Raw genomic sequence first — 16286 nt, 5'->3', positions numbered from 1 at the left:
ACCCGACTTCCCGCCAGCTTAGTCTGCGCGGTCGCCAGAACAAACCGGCCCGGCCCTGTGATCCTGGAGCTTTCGGCCCGCCCGCGCCGCTGATCCTTCCTGACGAGACGCGGCTTGTCGGCCACGGGCGGCATGATAGCGTCCCCGTCGGCGCGCCCGGGCGCCGGACGGGAAGATCGCCATGACCCTGCTCGCCCTCGCCGCCGCCCTCGCGATCCAGACCACCATGCCCGCCGACCCGGCCTTGGCCGAGGCCGCCGCCGTCATGGTCCCGGTCAACGCCGTCTTCGCCGCCCTGGCCGCCCGCGACGGCGCCCTGGTCACGCCGCACCTGGACTCAGAGGCGCGGCTGACCGCCGTGGTCGCACGGCCGGACGGAACCCAGATCATCCGCCGGATGAGCGGCGCGGAGTTTGCTGGCGGTCTCCAGCCCGGCGGGCCGGCTCTCGAGGAGGTCATGCCCGACCCGATCATCGTCATCGACGGCGATGTCGCCGTGGTCTGGGGCCGCTACCTGTTCAAGATCGACGGCGCGATCAGCCACTGCGGCTCGGACCATTTCGACCTGATCCGCAAGGACGGCGTCTGGCTCATTGCCGGCCTCACCTGGAACCAGCGCACGACGGGGTGCCAAGGGTAGCGATGACCTGCGCCAAATATCTTCGACGATATTGGAAGCCGCTCCTGATACGCTGGCTGATCTTCGCCGCAGGCATGTTCACGATCGGCTACTTCGCCGGCTGGGATCTGCGAACGGCGTGGCCGGCGATTCTGATCGCCTCTGCGGCCATAGATCTCGCGTGGATTCTTGTAGCCTAAAACGCGCTCTCGCCCGTGATCGCCCGCCCCAGGATCAGCGCATGCACGTCGTGCGCGCCCTCATAGGTATTGACCGTCTCGAGGTTCATCGCGTGGCGCATCACATGCAGTTCGCCGGTGATCCCCGCCCCGCCGTGCATGTCGCGGGCCTCGCGGGCGATGGCCAGGGCCTTGCCGCAGTTGTTGCGCTTCATCAGGCTGATGGCCTCGGGCACCCAGGCGCCGGTGTCGAGCAGACGGCCCAGGGCATAGGCGCCTTCGAGGCCGAGGAAGATCTCGGTCTGCATGTCGGCCAGCTTCTTCTGCACCAGCTGGCGCGACGACAGCGGGCGCCCGAACAGCATCCGCTCGCCGACATAGTCGCGCGTCGCATGGAAACAGAACTCGGCCGCGCCCATCGCCCCCCAGCTGATGCCGTAGCGCGCCTTGTTCAGGCAGGAGAACGGACCGCGCAGACCCTTCACGCCCGGCAGCAGATTGGCCTCGGGCACGAAGACGTCGTTGAGCCCGATGTCGCCGGTGATCGAGGCGCGCAGGGATAGCTTGTCGCCGATCTTGCCGGTGGTTAACCCCTCCATGCCGCGCTCGACGATGAAGCCCCGGATGACGCCGTCGAGCTTGGCCCAGACGATGGCGAGGTCGGCGATCGGCGAGTTGGTGATCCAGTATTTGCCGCCGTTCAGCGTGTAGCCGCCGTCCACGGCCACGGCATTGGTCTTCATCGAGGCCGGGTCCGACCCGCCGTCGGCCTCGGTCAGGCCGAAACAGCCGACCAGTTCGCCCGCCGCCATCCGGGGCAGGAAGCGCATCTTCTGCTCCTCATTGCCGAAGGCGTAGATGGGGTACATGGCTAGGGACGACTGCACCGACATGGCGCTGCGATAGCCGCTGTCGACCGCCTCGATCTCGCGCGCGATCAATCCATAGGCGACGTGGCTGACGCCGGAGCCGCCATACTGTTCGGGCAGCATGGCGCCGAGGAAGCCCATCTCGCCCATCTCGGTCATGATGGCGCGGTCGAAGACCTCGTCCCTGAAGGCAGCCACGACGCGGGGCAACAGGCGTTCGCGGGCATAGCTGCGGGCCGCGTCGCGGATGGCGCGTTCGTCCTCCGTCAGCCGGCTCTCCATGTCGAACGGATCGTCCCACTTGAAGGTCTGGGTCACGGGTGCGGCGCCGTCGGCCATGGGATCGTCCTCTGATCGCTGGTTGCGTCTTTTGGGGCTTCTCACGCGCGCGTGACGCGCCGGCCCTGGTTCGAGCGCCGGTTTAGGCCAGAATGCGCGTGACGGGTAGAGACGAGGCTCGTCTCAAGCTAGGCTGTCTGGATGATCCGCGCCTTGAAATCCCTGTTCGTCGACCACCCGCGCGAGGTCGAGGAAACCTATGTGCACCACGCGGGCGTGGCCACGCGCATGGGCATGCGGCTCGCGAAGCTGTCCGGTTGCGCCTTCATCCACGCCGTGGTTCCCGGCCTGCACAAGACGACGGTGTCGGCGGACATCAAGCGGATGGCCGACGAACTGGGCTATCGCGCCGAGGTTGCCCGCGAGACCCGGATGCGGGACGCCGGCGCCTTCGATCCCGGGCTCTAGCAATGGCGCCTCAAGCCTTGGCGGGCGTACGTGTCCTCGACCTGTCGCGCGTTCTGGCGGGACCGTGGGCGACCCAGACCCTGGCCGATCTCGGCGCCGAGGTGATCAAGATCGAACGCCCCGGGGTCGGCGACGACACCCGCGCCTGGGGCCCGCCCTTCACCACGAAGACCGACGGCTCACGCGGCGACAGCGCCTATTTCCTGTGCGCCAACCGGGGCAAGAAGTCCGTCGAGCTCGATATCGCCTCGCCCGAAGGCGCCGAAACAATCCGCAATCTGGCCGCAACCTGCGACGTCGTGGTCGAGAATTTCAAGGTCGGCGGGTTGAAGAAATACGGCCTCGACTACGCCTCGCTCGGGGCGACCCACCCGAAACTCGTCTATTGCTCGATCACCGGCTTCGGCCAGACCGGTCCGCGCGCGGGTCAGGCCGGCTACGACTATATGATCCAGGCCATGGGCGGTCTGATGAGCGTGACCGGCCAGCCGGACGGGGCGCCCGGCGCCGAACCGATGAAGGTCGGGGTCGCCGTCGTCGACCTGGCGACCGGCCTCTATGCCTCCAACGCCATCCTCGCCGCCCTGCTGCATGCGCGGGCGACGGGTCAGGGCCAGCATGTCGACATCGCCCTGTTCGACGTCCAGGCCGCCATGCTGGCCAATCAGGCGACCAATTACTTCGTCTCCGGGGTCGCCCCGACCCGGATGGGCAACGCCCACCCCAACCTCGTCCCCTATCAGCCCTTCCCCTGTTCCGACGGCATGGTGGTGATCGCGGTCGGCAACGACGGTCAGTACCGGACCCTGTGCGGCTTGCTGGACCTGGAGGGCCTGGCGACGGACGAACGCTACGCCGGCAACGCCGGGCGGATCGAGCACCGGATCGAACTGGTCGCGGCCCTCTCGGCGATCACCTCCGGCTGGACCATGGGCGAGTTGATGGCGCGACTGGAGCCGGCGGGCGTCCCCTGCGGCCCCGTCAACACCATCGACCAGGTCTTCGACGAGCCCCAGGCCAAGCATCGCGGGCTGGAGATCACGCTGGAGCGGGCCGACCTGTCCGCGCCGACGCGGACGGTCGCGTCACCGATCAGGCTCTCGGAAACGCCGGTGCGCTACGATACCGCCCCGCCGGCATTGGGGGCCGATACGGACGACGTTCTGGGCGCGCTCAGGTAGCGCAAACGAAAACGGCGGGGTCGTCTCCGACCCCGCCGTCCATGTCTCTGTCTCGTGGACCGCTTACAGGTCCAGCAACGCCCGCGCCGGGTCTTCCAGCAGTTGCTTCACGCGCACCAGGAAGGTCACGGCTTGCTTGCCGTCGACGATGCGGTGGTCGTAGCTGAGGGCCAGGTACATCATCGGCCGGATCACCACCTGGCCGTCCACCGCCATCGGGCGCTGGACGATGTTGTGCATGCCCAGGATGCCCGACTGGGGCGCGTTGAGGATCGGCGTCGACATCAGCGAGCCGTAGGTGCCGCCGTTGGTGATGGTGAAGGTGCCGCCCTGCAGCTGGTCCAGCGTCAGGTTGCCGTCGCGGGCGTCCTTGCCGAGCGCGCCGATGCCCTTCTCGATACCGGCCAGCGACAGCGTGTCGGCGTCGCGCAGGACCGGAACGACCAGGCCCTTCTCGGTGCCGACGGCGACCCCGATGTCATAATGGTTCTTGTAGATGATGTCGGTGCCGTCGATCTCGGCGTTGACCGCCGGGATCTCCTTCAGGGCCGCGACGACGGCCTTGGTGAAGAAGGACATGAAGCCCAGCTTGACGCCGTGGGCCTTCTCGAAGGCCTCCTTGTACTGGTTCCGCAGGGCCATGACGTTGGTCATGTCCACCTCGTTGAAGGTGGTCAGCTGGGCGGCGGTGTTCTGCGATTCCTTCAGGCGGCGCGCGATGGTCTGGCGCAGACGGGTCATCTTGACCCGCTCCTCGCGCGGCTGGTCGGCGCGCGGGGCGGCCGGGGCGGCGGCGACGGGCGCCGGGGTCGGAGCCGTGAAGGCCTGGGCCGCGGCGGCCGGGGCGGGCGAGGCAGCGGCGGCGAGCGCGTCGCCCTTGGTGATGTTGCCCTTCGGACCGGTCGGGGCGATCGCCTTCGGGTCGAGGTTTTTCTCGGCGACCACGCGCTGGACGGCGGGCGACAGGGTGTCGTTCGAGACCTGGGCCGAGCCGGCGTTGGCGCTGGCGGCCTTCGGAGCGGCGGCGGCCGGAGCCGGGGCAGCAGCCCCGCCCGAGCCCGAGATGGAGCCGATGACCTGACCCGGCGTGACCGTCGCGCCTTCGTCGACCGAGATGGTCAGGACGCCGTCGGCGGGGGAAGCGATTTCGAGCGCGACCTTGTCGGTCTCGATCTCGACCAGGATCTCGTCCTTCTTGACCGCATCGCCGGTCTTCCTGGACCATTTGCCGATCGCGCCCTCGGCGACGCTCTCGCCCATGACGGGGATGGTGATGTCGACCGAGGCGGACGCGGCGGCGGCCGGCGCCGGAGCGACGGCGGCCGGAGCGGCTTCAGCCTTGGCCGGAGCGGCGGGTGCTGCGGCGGCCGGTTTCGCGGCGGCGGCGCCTTCGGTCACGGAGCCCAGGATCGCGCCCGGCATCACGGTGTCGCCCTCGGCGAACTTGATGTCGCCGAGCGTGCCGTCGGAGGGCGAGACGACTTCCAGCGAGACCTTGTCGGTTTCCAGCTCGACCAGGACCTCGTCCTTCCGGACCGGATCGCCGACCTTCTTGCTCCACTTGGCGATGGTCGCCTCGGAGACGGATTCGCCGAGGGCGGGGGTCAGGATGTCGGCCATGGTCGGTTCCGGTCGTTCAACGTGTCAGCAAGGTAGGGGAGAACGGCGTCGGGCGGGAGACCGCCTGACGCCGCATAATCAGGCGAGGGCCTCGGAGGTGAATTTTTCGAGTTCCTGCAGATGTCGGCTCATCAGGCCGGCGGCGGTCGAGGCCGACGCCGGGCGACCGACGTAGCGGGCGCGTTTGGACTTCAGGCTCATCTTTTCCAGCGTCAGTTCCAGCCACGGATCGACGAAGGTCCAGCCGCCCATATTCTTGGGCTCTTCCTGGCACCAGACCAGTTCGGCGTTGGGGAAGCGGGCCAGCTCGGCCGAAACCGACTTGATCGGCCACGGATAGAACTGTTCCAGGCGCAGGATGTAGACGTCGTTGACGCCCTTCTTCTCGCGCGCGTCCAGCAGGTCGTAATAGACCTTGCCGGAGCACAGGATCACCCGGCGGATATCCTTGTCGCCCTTGATGGTGATGCCCGAGACGTCCGGCCGCGTCTGGGCGTCGTCGTGCAGGACGCGGTGGAAGGACGAGCCCTCGGCCATGTCCTTCAGGGTCGAGACCGCCTTCTTGTGACGCAGCAGGCTCTTGGGCGTCATGATGATCAGCGGCTTGCGGAACGGCCGGTGCATCTGGCGACGCAGGATGTGGAAATAGTTGGCCGGGGTGGTGCAGTTGGCGACCTGCATATTGTCCTCGGCGCACTGCTGCAGGAACCGCTCGAGGCGGGCCGAGGAATGCTCCGGACCCTGGCCCTCATAGCCGTGGGGCAGCAGCATGGTCAGGCCGCACATGCGCAGCCATTTGCGTTCACCCGAGGAGATGAACTGGTCGATCACGACCTGGGCGCCGTTTACGAAGTCGCCGAACTGGGCCTCCCACATCACCATCGTGTTGGGGTCGCTCAGCGCGTAGCCGTACTCGAAGCCAAGCACAGCCTCTTCCGACAGGGCCGAGTCGATGACCTCGAAATGGGCCTGGTCGCCGCCGAGGTTGTTCAGCGGGACGTAACGCTCCTCGGTCGTCTGATCGACGATGCCCGAGTGGCGCTGGGAGAAGGTGCCGCGCATCGAGTCCTGACCCGACAGGCGGACAGGGAAGCCTTCCGACACCAGCGAGCCGAAGGCCAGGCTCTCGGCGGTGGCCCAGTCGATGTTCTGACCCGTGTCGATCATCTCGCGGCGCGCCTCGATGACCCGCTTCAGCGTCTTGTGGATGTCGACCTGGTTCGGAACTGTCGTCAGGCGATGCCCGAGATCCTTGAGCTTCGCTTCCGGCACGGCGGTCTCGCCGCGTCGCTCCTCGCCGTCGGGCAGGCCCACGCCCTTCCACTGGCCGTCGAGCCAGTCGGCCTTGTCGGCCTTGAAGGTCTTGCCGGCCTCGAACTGCGCGTCGAGATAGGCCTCGAACCGCGCCAGCTCGGCGTCGACCTCGGCCTGGGTGATCACGCCCTCCTCGACCAGCCGCCTGGAATAGATCTCGCGCGTCGACGGGAGCGACCGGATCTTCGCGTACATGATCGGCTGGGTGAAGGTCGGGTCGTCGCCTTCGTTGTGGCCGAAGCGGCGGTAGCAGAACATGTCCACCACCACGTCCTTCTTGAATTTCTGGCGGTATTCCGTAGCTACCTTGGCGGCGAAGACGACCGCTTCGGGATCGTCGCCGTTGACGTGGAAGATGGGCGCCTGGACCATAAGGGCGACGTCCGACGGATAGGGCGTCGAGCGACTGTTGCGCGGCGAGGTCGTGAAGCCGATCTGGTTGTTGATGACGAAATGCATCGTCCCGCCGGTGCGGTAGCCCTTCAGCCCCATCAGGGCGAAGCATTCGGCGACCACGCCCTGACCGGCGAAGGCCGCGTCGCCGTGGATCAGGACCGGCATGACCTTGGAGCGGTCCAGGGCCCACTGGCTTTCCGGCAGGCCCTTGTTGGCCTCGCGGATGTCGAACGCCTGTTTGGCGCGCGCCTTTCCCAGAACGACCGGGTTGACGATCTCCAGGTGCGACGGATTGGCCGTCAGCGACAGGTGGACGTGGTTGCCGTCGAACTCGCGGTCCGACGAGGCGCCCATATGGTATTTGACGTCGCCCGATCCCTCGATGTCCGACGGCACGGTCGAGCCGCCCTGGAACTCGTGGAAGATGGCCCGGTAAGGCTTGCCCATGACGGCCGCGAGCATGTTCAGACGGCCGCGGTGGGCCATGCCGAAGACCATGTCGTCGACCCCGAGGGCGCCGCCGCGCTTGATCATCTGCTCCATGGCCGGGACCATGGCCTCGGCGCCGTCCAGGCCGAACCGCTTGGTGCCGGGGAAGCGTTTGTGCAGGAAGCGTTCGAAGCCCTCGGCCTCGATCAGCTTGTTGAGGATGGCGATCTTGCCTTCCTTGGTGAAGCCGTTCTTCTCGAAGGCGTCAGGGCCCTCGAACCGCTGCTGGAGCCAGGACTTCTCCTCCGGCTCGGCGATATGCATGAACTGGATGCCGATATTGCCGCAGTAGGTGCGCTTCAGGACGGCCATCACCTCGCGGATGGTGCCCGTGTCCAGACCCAGTACGCCGTCCAGATAGATCGGACGGTCCATGTCGGCTTCGGTGAAGCCGTAGAACTCCGGCGACAGCTCGGGATTGTTGGTCGCCGCCTCGATGCCCAGCGGGTCCAGCGTCGCCTGCAGGTGACCGCGCACGCGGTAGGTGCGGATCAGCATCAGGACGCGGATCGAATCATGGGCGGCGGCGCGGACTTCGGCCGCCGAAGCGCCCGACGGGGCGGGAGAGGCGGCGGCGGGCGCGGCCGGAGCAGCGGCGGCGGGCCTAGCCTTGGGATCGGGCTTCGGCGCGGGCCAACGGCCGTCGAAGACGCCGGTCTCTTCAGTCGGCTCGGAGACCCCCGACCGGCCCCAGCTTCCGGCGGCCGAGGAGGCCTGCACGGTCGCGGCGGTGTCGCGAAGCTGGTCGAAGAAGCCGCGCCATTCGGCCGAGACGCTCGACGGATCGGCCGCCCATTTGTCGTGAAGCCCTTCGATGAAGGCGGCATTGGAGCCGTAGAGGAAGCTGGTCTCGGCAAAGACCTGGTTCAGCCGACCGGCATCGTCCGCCATAGTATTCGTCGTCCCGCTTCAGCCTCGGGTTACTGAGCGGTCACATCCGCGTGAGGCTGGCGCGGTTCATATAGGCGCTGTTTCCTTATGGGTCATGACCGAACCGGGGCTAAGGGCGAAGAAATTCTCTGAAACCCCAAAGAAAAACGCCCCCGGCGCGAACCGGGGACGTCTTTGATGTCATTTCGCCGCACGATCGATGCGCGGCCCGCCTGATCTTTCACCGTGCATACCGGCGAAGGCCGGGATCCAGATGGAAGGCCGAGCCTCAGAAGCAGCCAGCGCGGCGAGACATCCAGGCCGTCTGGGTCCGCGTTCTGGGCCCCGGCCTTCGCCAGGGTGCACGGAGAGAAAGATTAACCCTTGAGCACTTCCACCAGCGTCTTGCCCAGCCGCGCCGGCGATTCCGACATGCGGATGCCGGCGGCCTCCATGGCGGCGATCTTGGATTCCGCATCGCCCTTGCCGCCCGAGACGACGGCGCCGGCGTGGCCCATGGTGCGGCCCTTGGGTGCGGTACGACCGGCGATGAAGCCGGCCATCGGCTTGGACCGGCCCTTCTTCGCCTCGTCGATCAGGAACTGGGCGGCGTCTTCCTCGGCGCCGCCGCCGATCTCGCCGATCATGATGATCGAGGTGGTTTCCGGATCGGCCAGGAACAGCTCCAGCACGTCGATGAATTCGGTGCCCTTGACCGGGTCGCCGCCGATGCCGACGGCCGTCGTCTGACCCAGGCCTTCGTTGGTCGTCTGGAACACGGCCTCATAGGTCAGGGTGCCCGAACGCGACACGATGCCGACCGATCCCTTCTTGAATATGGAGCCCGGCATGATGCCGATCTTGCACTCGTCCGGGGTCAGGACGCCCGGGCAGTTGGGGCCCAGCAGGCGCGACTTCGAACCCTCGAGGTGACGCTTGACCTTGACCATATCCAGCACCGGGATGCCCTCGGTGATGCAGGTGATGAAGGGGATCTCGGCGTCGATGGCCTCTATGATGGCGGCCGCTGCGCCCGCCGGAGGGACGTAGATCACCGAGGCGTCGGCGCCCGTGGCCTCCTTGGCTTCGGCGACCGAGGCGTAGATCGGCAGAGTCTCGCCGTGCGACCCGGTCCAGGTCTGGCCGCCCTTGGTCGGATGCACGCCGCCGACCATCTGGGTGCCGTGGTAGGCCAGGGCCTGTTCGGTGTGGAATCCGCCCGTCTTGCCGGTCAGGCCCTGGACGATGATCTTGGTGTTCTTGTCGACGAGGATGGACATGGGTCTGCTCTGGCTATTCGGTCAGCGGGACGGTCGGTGGCGAGGCGTCAGCCTCAGCCGACCGCCGCGACGATCTTCTGGGCGGCGTCGTCGAGGTCGTCGGCGGCCGTGATCGCCAAGCCGCTCTCGTTCAGAATCTTCTTGCCCAGTTCGGCATTCGTGCCTTCCAGACGGACGACCAGCGGCACCTTCAGGCCCACTTCCTTCACGGCTGCGACCACGCCCTCGGCGATGACGTCGCACTTCATGATGCCGCCGAAGATGTTGACCAGAATGCCCTGGACGGCCGGGTCGGCGGTGATGATCTTGAAGGCAGCCGCGACCTTCTCCTTGCCGGCGCCGCCGCCGACGTCGCAGAAGTTGGCCGGCTCTTTGCCGTACAGCTTGATGATGTCCATCGTCGCCATGGCCAGGCCGGCGCCGTTGACCATGCAGCCGATGTTGCCGTCCAGCGCGACATAGGCGAGGTCCCACTCGGACGCCTCGATCTCCTTGGCGTCTTCCTCGGTCTCGTCGCGCAGCAGCTTGATGTCGTCGTGGCGGAACAGGGCGTTGCCGTCGAAGCTGACCTTGGCGTCCAGCACGCGCAGATGGCCGTCGGTCATGACGATCAGGGGATTGACCTCCAGCATCGCCATGTCGGTCTCGATGAAGGCCTTGTACAGGATCGGGAACAGGCTCTTGCCGTCCTCGGCCGCCGCGCCGTCCAGCTTGAAGGCGGCGTTGATCCTGGCGACGTCGGCGTCGGTGACGCCCGTGGCCGGGTCGATGGCGATGGTCTGGATCTTCTCGGGCGTGTCGTGAGCGACGGCCTCGATGTCCATGCCGCCCTCGGTCGAAACGACGAAGGCGACGCGGCCGACTTCACGGTCGACCAGGAGCGAGCAGTAGAGTTCACGGTCGATGTCAGCCCCGTCCTCGATATAGAGGCGGTTGACCTGTTTGCCGGCGTCGCCGGTCTGGGCGGTCACCAGGGTGTTGCCGAGCATTTCCTTCGCATTGGCCACGACCTCTTCGATCGAGCGCGACAGGCGCACGCCGCCCTTGGCGTCCGGCCCCAGTTCCTTGAACTTGCCCTTGCCGCGGCCGCCGGCGTGGATCTGGGACTTCACGACATACAACGGGCCCGGCAGCGAGCGCGCCGCAGCCTCGGCTTCGTCGACCGAGGTGATGGCGACGCCCTCGGCGACCGGCGCGCCAAAGCCCTTCAGGACCTGCTTGCCCTGATATTCGTGAATGTTCATGGGGAGACCGCCGCGATCGCTGGGGAGAAGTTGGCCGCGCTTATAGGCGGGCCGCCTTCGCAGGCGCAACCGTCTCGGACAGAGACCGGCCCCGACCGGCTGGTGGGATGGCGGTCCCTGCGGTTTCAGACTGCGGTTTTCGCTCCTTTGGCGACGTTGGCCGTAGCCGAATTCGCCGAAAACTGCAGTCGATGCATGGTCGAATTCACCGGAATTGGCAGGGAATGACTGGCCGAAATCACCGGCGAACTAGTCGACCCAATCGCGCTTCAGGGTCCGCGAGGCGCCGAACAGCAGAACGGCCGCCATCAGATAGAATCCCATGCCGGTGTAGATGGCCCAGCGCAGGCTCTCCTCGCCGAACCGCGGCGCCAGCAGGTCGCTCATCCAGCCGAAATAATAGAAGCCGACCGCGATCCCGAGCAGGTTGTTGAACAGCAGGAAGATGGCCGAGGCGGTGGATCGCATCGGCGCGGGGGCGATATGCTGGATCGCCGCCGTGATCGGGCCCAGCCAGGCCAGGTTCAGCCCGGTGGGGATCAGGAAGATCAGGAAGGCCAGGATCAGCTGCTGGGCGTTCGACCCGCCGCCAGGCAGGACGAGGCCGATCAGCCAGGGCGAGTTCATCGCCGCGATGAAACAGGGCGCCGAGATGATGAAGGCGATGGCGGGGGTCAGCGGGTAGGCGCCCTTGCCGCGTTTCGCCAGCTTGTCGGCGATGGAACCGCCCAGCCAGATGCCGAGCATGCCGCCGATCAGGGCGATGCCGGCATAGTACCAACTGGTCTGGGCCAGGGTCAGGCCGAAGCTGCGCATGAAGAAGAGCGGCAGCCAGCCCGCGACGCCGTAGCCGCAGACCGAGGACGAGGCGGCGCCGAGAGCAAGCAGCCAGAAGCTGCGCTTGGGCAGGACGATAGAGGCGGTCTTCTTGGCGATCCAGAAGGACACGCCGATCACCATGGCCAGCAGTCCGCCGAAGGCGAGGACCAGGGCGTTGCCGACGGCGACACCGGCGAACTGGTTGAGCGCGGCCAGGATCAGACAGCCGGCGCCGAGGCCCAGCAGGATCAGGGAAGCTGTGCGGCCGACCTTGTCGGACACGACCACGGGCGGGGCCGCAGCCTCGGCGACGGTCTGCGGCGGGCGGGCGGCGTCCGTGCCGCCACGGACCGGGTCCTTCACGGTCAGGCGCAGCAGGGGGGCGATCAGGAGGCCCAGAAGGCCCACCGCGATAAAGGCGGTGCGCCAGCCGTAGCTCGCGGCCAGCAGGCCTCCGACCAGGGTGCCGGCGGCCGTGCCGAGCGGAATCCCGAAGGCGAAGCCGGCCAGGGCGCGCGCCCGCTGGTTCGGGGGGAAATAGTCGGAAATCAGGGAATAGGCCGGGGCCACGCCGCCCGCCTCGCCGACGCCGACGCCCATGCGGAACAGGAAGAGCTGGCTGAACGACCCGGCGACGCCGCACAGGGCGGTGAAGCTGGACCAGACGGCCAGGGCGCCGGTCATGATCCATACCCGGCTGGCCCGGTCCGCGAGCGCCGCCAGCGGAATGGCGAGGGTCGAATAGACCGAGGCGAAGGCGATGCCGCCCAGCAGGCCGAACTGGCTGTCCGACAGGCCGAACTCGGCCTTCAGCGGGGCGGCCAGGATGCCGATGATCTGCCGGTCCAGGAAGTTCAGCATGTAGACCAGAATCAGGACCGCCAGCACGTAGTAGCGATAGCCGGGCTTCGCCGGGACTGCTGCGACCGTATCCGTCATCTGGGTTTCCTGTGGACTCTCGTTCCTTGCGCGAACCGTAGCCGTGGCTGCGCAGGCTGCAAAAGAAAAAGGGCGGCGGCTCTGTCGAACCGCCGCCCCAGTTTCGTCATTCGGCGATCAATACCGGACGGTGACCGACGCAGAGAAGGTGCGCGGCGGGCCGTAGAAGGCCGAAATCGAGTTGTTGAAGGTGGCGCCGGCGAAGTTGTAGCCGCCGACCTTGTATTCCTCGTCCGTCAGGTTCCGGCCGGTCAGGGCGACCTGATAGTGGCCGTTCGGAGCGGTCCAGATCGCGGCCAGGTCAACCAGGGTGTAGGCGGCCTGGTCGAGGATCGGATCCGGCGCGTCGAACAGGTGGTAGTCCGAGCGGTAGGAGATCGACGGGGTGATGTTCAGCTCGCCGCCGGCCACATCGCCCGTCCAGGTCACGCCCCAGAAGGCCGACCATTCCGGTGAGTTCTGTGGCTCACGCAGGTTGGAGATGTCGACCGGCACGCCCGTCACCCGGGTGATGAACCGATCGAACTCATTCTTCAGATAGCCGACCGACACGTTGGACGTGATGCTGTCGGTGATGAAGGCGCGACCCTCGAACTCGAAGCCGTAGATGGTCGAGGCGCCGGCGTTGTCGACGACCGAGGCGATGCCGACGGCGGGAAGCGTCGCCACCTGCTGGGTCGTGATCTGCTGGTCCTGGAAGTCCGAGTAGAAGGCCGCCGAGGCGAACGACATGCGGCGATCAAACGCCGTGCCCTTCAGGCCGAGCTCATAGGTGGTGACGGTCTCGGGCTGATAGCCGTTGACGGTCGAGGGCACCAGGGCCGCGTCGCCGCGCATGTCCCAGCCGCCGGACTTGAAGCCCTGGCTGATCGAGGCATAGCCGGTCATTTCCTCGGTCAGATCATACGAAATGCTGGCGCGGGGCGTGAACTTCTCGAAGGTGTCGTCAGCCGTATAGTTGGTCCGGGTCGCGAAGATCGGACGGGCCGCGCCGCCGGTCAGCGGCGTGCGGGCGGCGCCGAGGTAGAAGAAGCGCTGAACGCCGGCGTCCTTCTTGTCCTGGGTGTAGCGGCCGCCGAGCGAGGCGTGCAGGCGATCCGAGAAGTCGTAGCTGAAGTCGGCGTAGGCCGAGAACGACTCCGTGTTGACGTAGCCGGCGGCGGCGATCGCGAGGCCGAGGTTGCCGGCGATGGTGTCGAACACGCCCGAGGATTTGCCGTCCAGGTAGAACAGGCCGGCGACTCCCGACCAGTTGTCACCCTGCATCAGGGCCTGGAACTCCTGGGTGAACTGTTCGTCGGCGTAGACGGCCGGAACGTCCAGGAACGGCAGGGGCGTCTGGTCGAAGTCGATGACGGTGGCGGTGTCGCCGCTGCGCCAGGCCGAGATCGACTTCAGCGTCAGGGTGTCGTTGACAGTATATTCGACCGTGACGGCTGTGCCCTGGGTCTGGACTTCCTGGTTGCCCTGAACGCCGGCGTTGGTGTCATAGATGTTGGCCGGGGGCGTGTAGCCGCCAGTAGTCGAATTCACTTCGCGGTGGCCGTGACGGGGGGCCGAGTTGTCCTCGACGCGATCCCAGGCGAAGCGCACGAACAACTGGTCGGTGGGGGTCCACTCGGCGCTGGCGCGATAGGCGGTGACATCCTTGTCATACTGTTCTTCGCCGGTGAACAGGTTCGTGCCGAAGCCGTCACGGTCGTATTTGGCGAAGGCGCCGCCGACGGCAAAGGTCTCGCCCAGCGGGATGGTGGCCGACACCAGGGCGTCGCGCTGGTTATAGCTGCCGACGGTGCCACGACCCATGAACGCGAACTCGTCGCCGAGACGCTTGGTCACATATTTGATCGCGCCGCCGATGGTGTTGCGGCCGTAGAGGGTGCCTTGCGGACCGCGCAGGACCTCGATGCGGTTCACGTCGAAGATGTCGAGCACGGCGCCTTGTGGGCGGGCGACATAGACGTCGTCGATATAAAGACCCACGCCGGGCTCGAAGCCCCACAGCGGATCCTGCTGGCCGACGCCGCGGATGAAGCTGATCAGGGTCGAGTTGGAGCCGCGGGCGATCTGGACCGTGGCGTTCGGGGTCTGCTGCTGCAGGGCCGTGATGTCGGCGGCGCCGGTGCGCTCAAGCTGTTCGGCCGACAGGGCCGAAACGGCGACCGGAACGTCCTTCAGCTGTTCGTCGCGGCGACGGGCCGTGACGACGACGTCGTCCAGCGCGGTCTGGTCGTTTTGCGGCGCGGCGTCCTGCGCCATCGCCATCGATGACGCGGCGCTCCACGCGGCCCCGGCCAGCAGCACGCTCTTCATGACTCTGTTCATGCGAAACCCTTTTCCAATGATGTTTCCAGCCGAGACGCTTTTATTCAGCGTTCGATGATTTACCGGGAAACTGACGACCTTTGGCCCCGGTGTCAAACGGCAGAGCTTGCCAGGCGTCACGTCGAGGCTCGTCTGTGGCGCCGTTGCACCGAAGGGGGTTTTCGTGACTAGCTTGGCTTCATGAGTAAGCTGGACGTCACGGCCCCGGTTCCCGTCGCCCCCACCCGTCGCGGCCGCCCGCCAAAGGTCAAGGCCGAGGGCGTCGGCGGCGACACCCGGGAGTCCATCCTGGACGCGGCTGAAGACCTGTTTTCAAAACATGGATTCTATGGCGTCACGATCCGCGAGGTGGCGCGTGAGGCCGGGGTCGATACGGCTTTGGTCCACTATTACTTCGGGGCCAAGCGCGGCCTCTTCGACGCCGTCTTCCTGAGGCGCGCCGAGGTCTGGAACAATGAGCGGGTCGAGGCGATCAACCGCTATGCCCTGGCGAATGTCGGGACGATGACGCTGGAAGGGTTGCTGCGCGCTTTCCTGGAGCCGCCGTTCCAGTGGTCGCTGAAGGGCGGACCCGGATGGAAACACTATTCCGCCCTGGTCGCGCAGACCAACGCCAACCCCACCTTCGGCGGCGAGACCATGGCCCGATACTATGACCCGGCCATCCGGCGGTTGATCGAGCTGATCAAGCTGATCCTGCCGCAGGCCCGCGATGTCGACCTGTACTGGGCCTGGCATAACCTGTCGGGCGCCCTGACCCTGACGCTGGGCGAGACGGGGCGGCTGGACCGGCTGTCGAGCGGCCTGTGCCGGTCGGGCGATCTGGAGACGGCGTGCGACTACATGGTGCGGTTCGCCTCGGCGGGCTTCCGCGCGGTGTGCCCTCCATCTCCCTAGGGGCTATCGCTCTCGCGACGCGGTCTCTGACGGTCTGAGCCTAGCGCAGCGCGAACGCCTGCCGGGCTCCGGCCGCCGGGAGGTCGAAGGCGGCGGCGGAGAAGTTCGGCGGGCCGAAGCGACCGCGCGCGTTGCGGGAGAAGCCATAGGCCTCCCTCGGCAGACCGATCGGCCACAGGGTCAGGTCGCCGTTTCCGTCCGTGTCGTGGAAGGCCGCCACCGCATAGCGTCCGGGCGGCAGGCCGGTGATGACGACGGAGGTCACGGCGCCGGTGCGGTCGACCATTCGGCTGGCGACCGGTCCCTCGCCACGCCGGAAAGCCTCGGCGTCGCGATAGACAGCCACTGCAATCCGCCCGCCAGAGCCTCGCGTGGACAGGTCCAGGGTCAGGTCAGCGGCGGTTGCGGTCGACGCCAAACCGGCGAGAAACGTCGCCAAAACGCCGGCCAAGATTGCCAACTTCATCGAAACGCCTTTTCGTGGATGGGATAGCCCAG

The 16286-nt window shown here is 66.9% G+C and carries 13 protein-coding genes; 5 read left to right on the top strand and 8 right to left on the bottom strand.

Features of this window, described 5'->3' with window-relative positions:
• Positions 1 to 181 precede the first annotated feature (181 nt).
• Positions 182 to 640 (top strand): hypothetical protein, encoded by a 459-nt coding sequence (locus tag ACP7AZ_RS10930; protein WP_426038686.1) that lies wholly within the window; start codon positions 182 to 184, stop codon positions 638 to 640.
• Between the two features lie 2 nt (positions 641 to 642).
• On the top strand, positions 643 to 819 hold the full coding sequence (locus ACP7AZ_RS10925; protein WP_426038685.1) for a hypothetical protein: 177 nt from the start codon (positions 643 to 645) through the stop codon (positions 817 to 819).
• Here the strand turns inward: ACP7AZ_RS10925 and ACP7AZ_RS10920 are convergent.
• Positions 816 to 2006, bottom strand: coding sequence for an acyl-CoA dehydrogenase (locus tag ACP7AZ_RS10920; RefSeq protein ID WP_426038684.1), 1191 nt, complete (start codon positions 2004 to 2006; stop codon positions 816 to 818). The two genes, ACP7AZ_RS10925 and ACP7AZ_RS10920, sit on opposite strands and share 4 nt — an antisense overlap.
• A 141-nt stretch (positions 2007 to 2147) precedes the next feature.
• On the opposite strand from ACP7AZ_RS10920, the gene ACP7AZ_RS10915 reads away from it, so the two are divergent.
• Together ACP7AZ_RS10915 and ACP7AZ_RS10910 are read left to right on the top strand one after the other, a co-directional pair.
• A complete protein-coding gene (locus tag ACP7AZ_RS10915) occupies positions 2148 to 2414 on the top strand; it encodes a DUF6356 family protein (RefSeq protein ID WP_426038683.1) in 267 nt (88 codons plus the stop codon).
• A gap of 2 nt (positions 2415 to 2416) precedes the next feature.
• Entirely contained in the window at positions 2417 to 3595 is a 1179-nt protein-coding gene (locus ACP7AZ_RS10910; protein ID WP_426038682.1) for a CaiB/BaiF CoA transferase family protein, read from the top strand.
• Positions 3596 to 3658: 63 nt separating this feature from the next.
• On the opposite strand, the gene odhB is transcribed toward ACP7AZ_RS10910, so the two are convergent.
• From odhB to ACP7AZ_RS10880, 6 genes are all read right to left on the bottom strand, one after another.
• Positions 3659 to 5215 (bottom strand): 2-oxoglutarate dehydrogenase complex dihydrolipoyllysine-residue succinyltransferase, encoded by a 1557-nt coding sequence (gene odhB / locus ACP7AZ_RS10905; protein WP_426038681.1) that lies wholly within the window; start codon positions 5213 to 5215, stop codon positions 3659 to 3661.
• Between the two features lie 78 nt (positions 5216 to 5293).
• On the bottom strand, positions 5294 to 8305 hold the full coding sequence (locus ACP7AZ_RS10900) for a 2-oxoglutarate dehydrogenase E1 component (protein WP_426038680.1): 3012 nt from the start codon (positions 8303 to 8305) through the stop codon (positions 5294 to 5296).
• Between the two features lie 356 nt (positions 8306 to 8661).
• Positions 8662 to 9564, bottom strand: a complete 903-nt coding sequence (sucD, locus tag ACP7AZ_RS10895; RefSeq protein ID WP_426038679.1) for a succinate--CoA ligase subunit alpha — start codon at positions 9562 to 9564, stop codon at positions 8662 to 8664.
• Positions 9565 to 9617: 53 nt separating this feature from the next.
• A complete protein-coding gene (gene sucC, locus ACP7AZ_RS10890) occupies positions 9618 to 10808 on the bottom strand; it encodes an ADP-forming succinate--CoA ligase subunit beta (protein ID WP_426038678.1) in 1191 nt (396 codons plus the stop codon).
• Positions 10809 to 11057: 249 nt separating this feature from the next.
• Entirely contained in the window at positions 11058 to 12566 is a 1509-nt protein-coding gene (locus ACP7AZ_RS10885) for a spinster family MFS transporter (RefSeq protein WP_426038677.1), read from the bottom strand.
• Between the two features lie 117 nt (positions 12567 to 12683).
• Positions 12684 to 14891 carry a TonB-dependent receptor gene (locus tag ACP7AZ_RS10880; protein ID WP_426038676.1) on the bottom strand — a complete coding sequence of 736 codons (2208 nt, stop codon included), beginning with the start codon at positions 14889 to 14891 and terminating at the stop codon, positions 12684 to 12686.
• 180 nt (positions 14892 to 15071) lie between these two features.
• Between ACP7AZ_RS10880 and ACP7AZ_RS10875 the strand changes: the two genes are divergently transcribed.
• On the top strand, positions 15072 to 15788 hold the full coding sequence (locus ACP7AZ_RS10875) for a TetR/AcrR family transcriptional regulator (RefSeq protein WP_426038675.1): 717 nt from the start codon (positions 15072 to 15074) through the stop codon (positions 15786 to 15788).
• Positions 15789 to 15828: 40 nt separating this feature from the next.
• Here the strand turns inward: ACP7AZ_RS10875 and ACP7AZ_RS10870 are convergent, their stop codons facing one another.
• Positions 15829 to 16254: a DUF2141 domain-containing protein gene (locus ACP7AZ_RS10870; protein WP_426038674.1), complete on the bottom strand. Its 426-nt coding sequence runs from the start codon at positions 16252 to 16254 to the stop codon at positions 15829 to 15831.
• Positions 16255 to 16286: the final 32 nt, after the last annotated feature.

It is taken from the genome of Brevundimonas sp. DC300-4 (assembly GCF_049897365.1).
GTDB lineage: Bacteria > Pseudomonadota > Alphaproteobacteria > Caulobacterales > Caulobacteraceae > Brevundimonas.
Note: the sequence above shows the minus strand (reverse complement) of the source record. Positions and strands in the feature narration are given on the sequence as shown.

What these genes read in the sequence shown, in the direction of transcription:
- ACP7AZ_RS10930 (WP_426038686.1), top strand. Translation starts at nt 182, where the DNA reads ATGACCCTGCTCGCCCTCGCCGCCGCCCTCGCGATCCAGACCACCATG.
- ACP7AZ_RS10925 (WP_426038685.1), top strand. Translation starts at nt 643, where the DNA reads ATGACCTGCGCCAAATATCTTCGACGATATTGGAAGCCGCTCCTGATA.
- ACP7AZ_RS10920 (WP_426038684.1), bottom strand. Translation starts at nt 2,006, where the DNA reads ATGGCCGACGGCGCCGCACCCGTGACCCAGACCTTCAAGTGGGACGAT.
- ACP7AZ_RS10915 (WP_426038683.1), top strand. Translation starts at nt 2,148, where the DNA reads ATGATCCGCGCCTTGAAATCCCTGTTCGTCGACCACCCGCGCGAGGTC.
- ACP7AZ_RS10910 (WP_426038682.1), top strand. Translation starts at nt 2,417, where the DNA reads ATGGCGCCTCAAGCCTTGGCGGGCGTACGTGTCCTCGACCTGTCGCGC.
- odhB (WP_426038681.1), bottom strand. Translation starts at nt 5,215, where the DNA reads ATGGCCGACATCCTGACCCCCGCCCTCGGCGAATCCGTCTCCGAGGCG.
- ACP7AZ_RS10900 (WP_426038680.1), bottom strand. Translation starts at nt 8,305, where the DNA reads ATGGCGGACGATGCCGGTCGGCTGAACCAGGTCTTTGCCGAGACCAGC.
- sucD (WP_426038679.1), bottom strand. Translation starts at nt 9,564, where the DNA reads ATGTCCATCCTCGTCGACAAGAACACCAAGATCATCGTCCAGGGCCTG.
- sucC (WP_426038678.1), bottom strand. Translation starts at nt 10,808, where the DNA reads ATGAACATTCACGAATATCAGGGCAAGCAGGTCCTGAAGGGCTTTGGC.
- ACP7AZ_RS10885 (WP_426038677.1), bottom strand. Translation starts at nt 12,566, where the DNA reads ATGACGGATACGGTCGCAGCAGTCCCGGCGAAGCCCGGCTATCGCTAC.
- ACP7AZ_RS10880 (WP_426038676.1), bottom strand. Translation starts at nt 14,891, where the DNA reads ATGAACAGAGTCATGAAGAGCGTGCTGCTGGCCGGGGCCGCGTGGAGC.
- ACP7AZ_RS10875 (WP_426038675.1), top strand. Translation starts at nt 15,072, where the DNA reads ATGAGTAAGCTGGACGTCACGGCCCCGGTTCCCGTCGCCCCCACCCGT.
- ACP7AZ_RS10870 (WP_426038674.1), bottom strand. Translation starts at nt 16,254, where the DNA reads ATGAAGTTGGCAATCTTGGCCGGCGTTTTGGCGACGTTTCTCGCCGGT.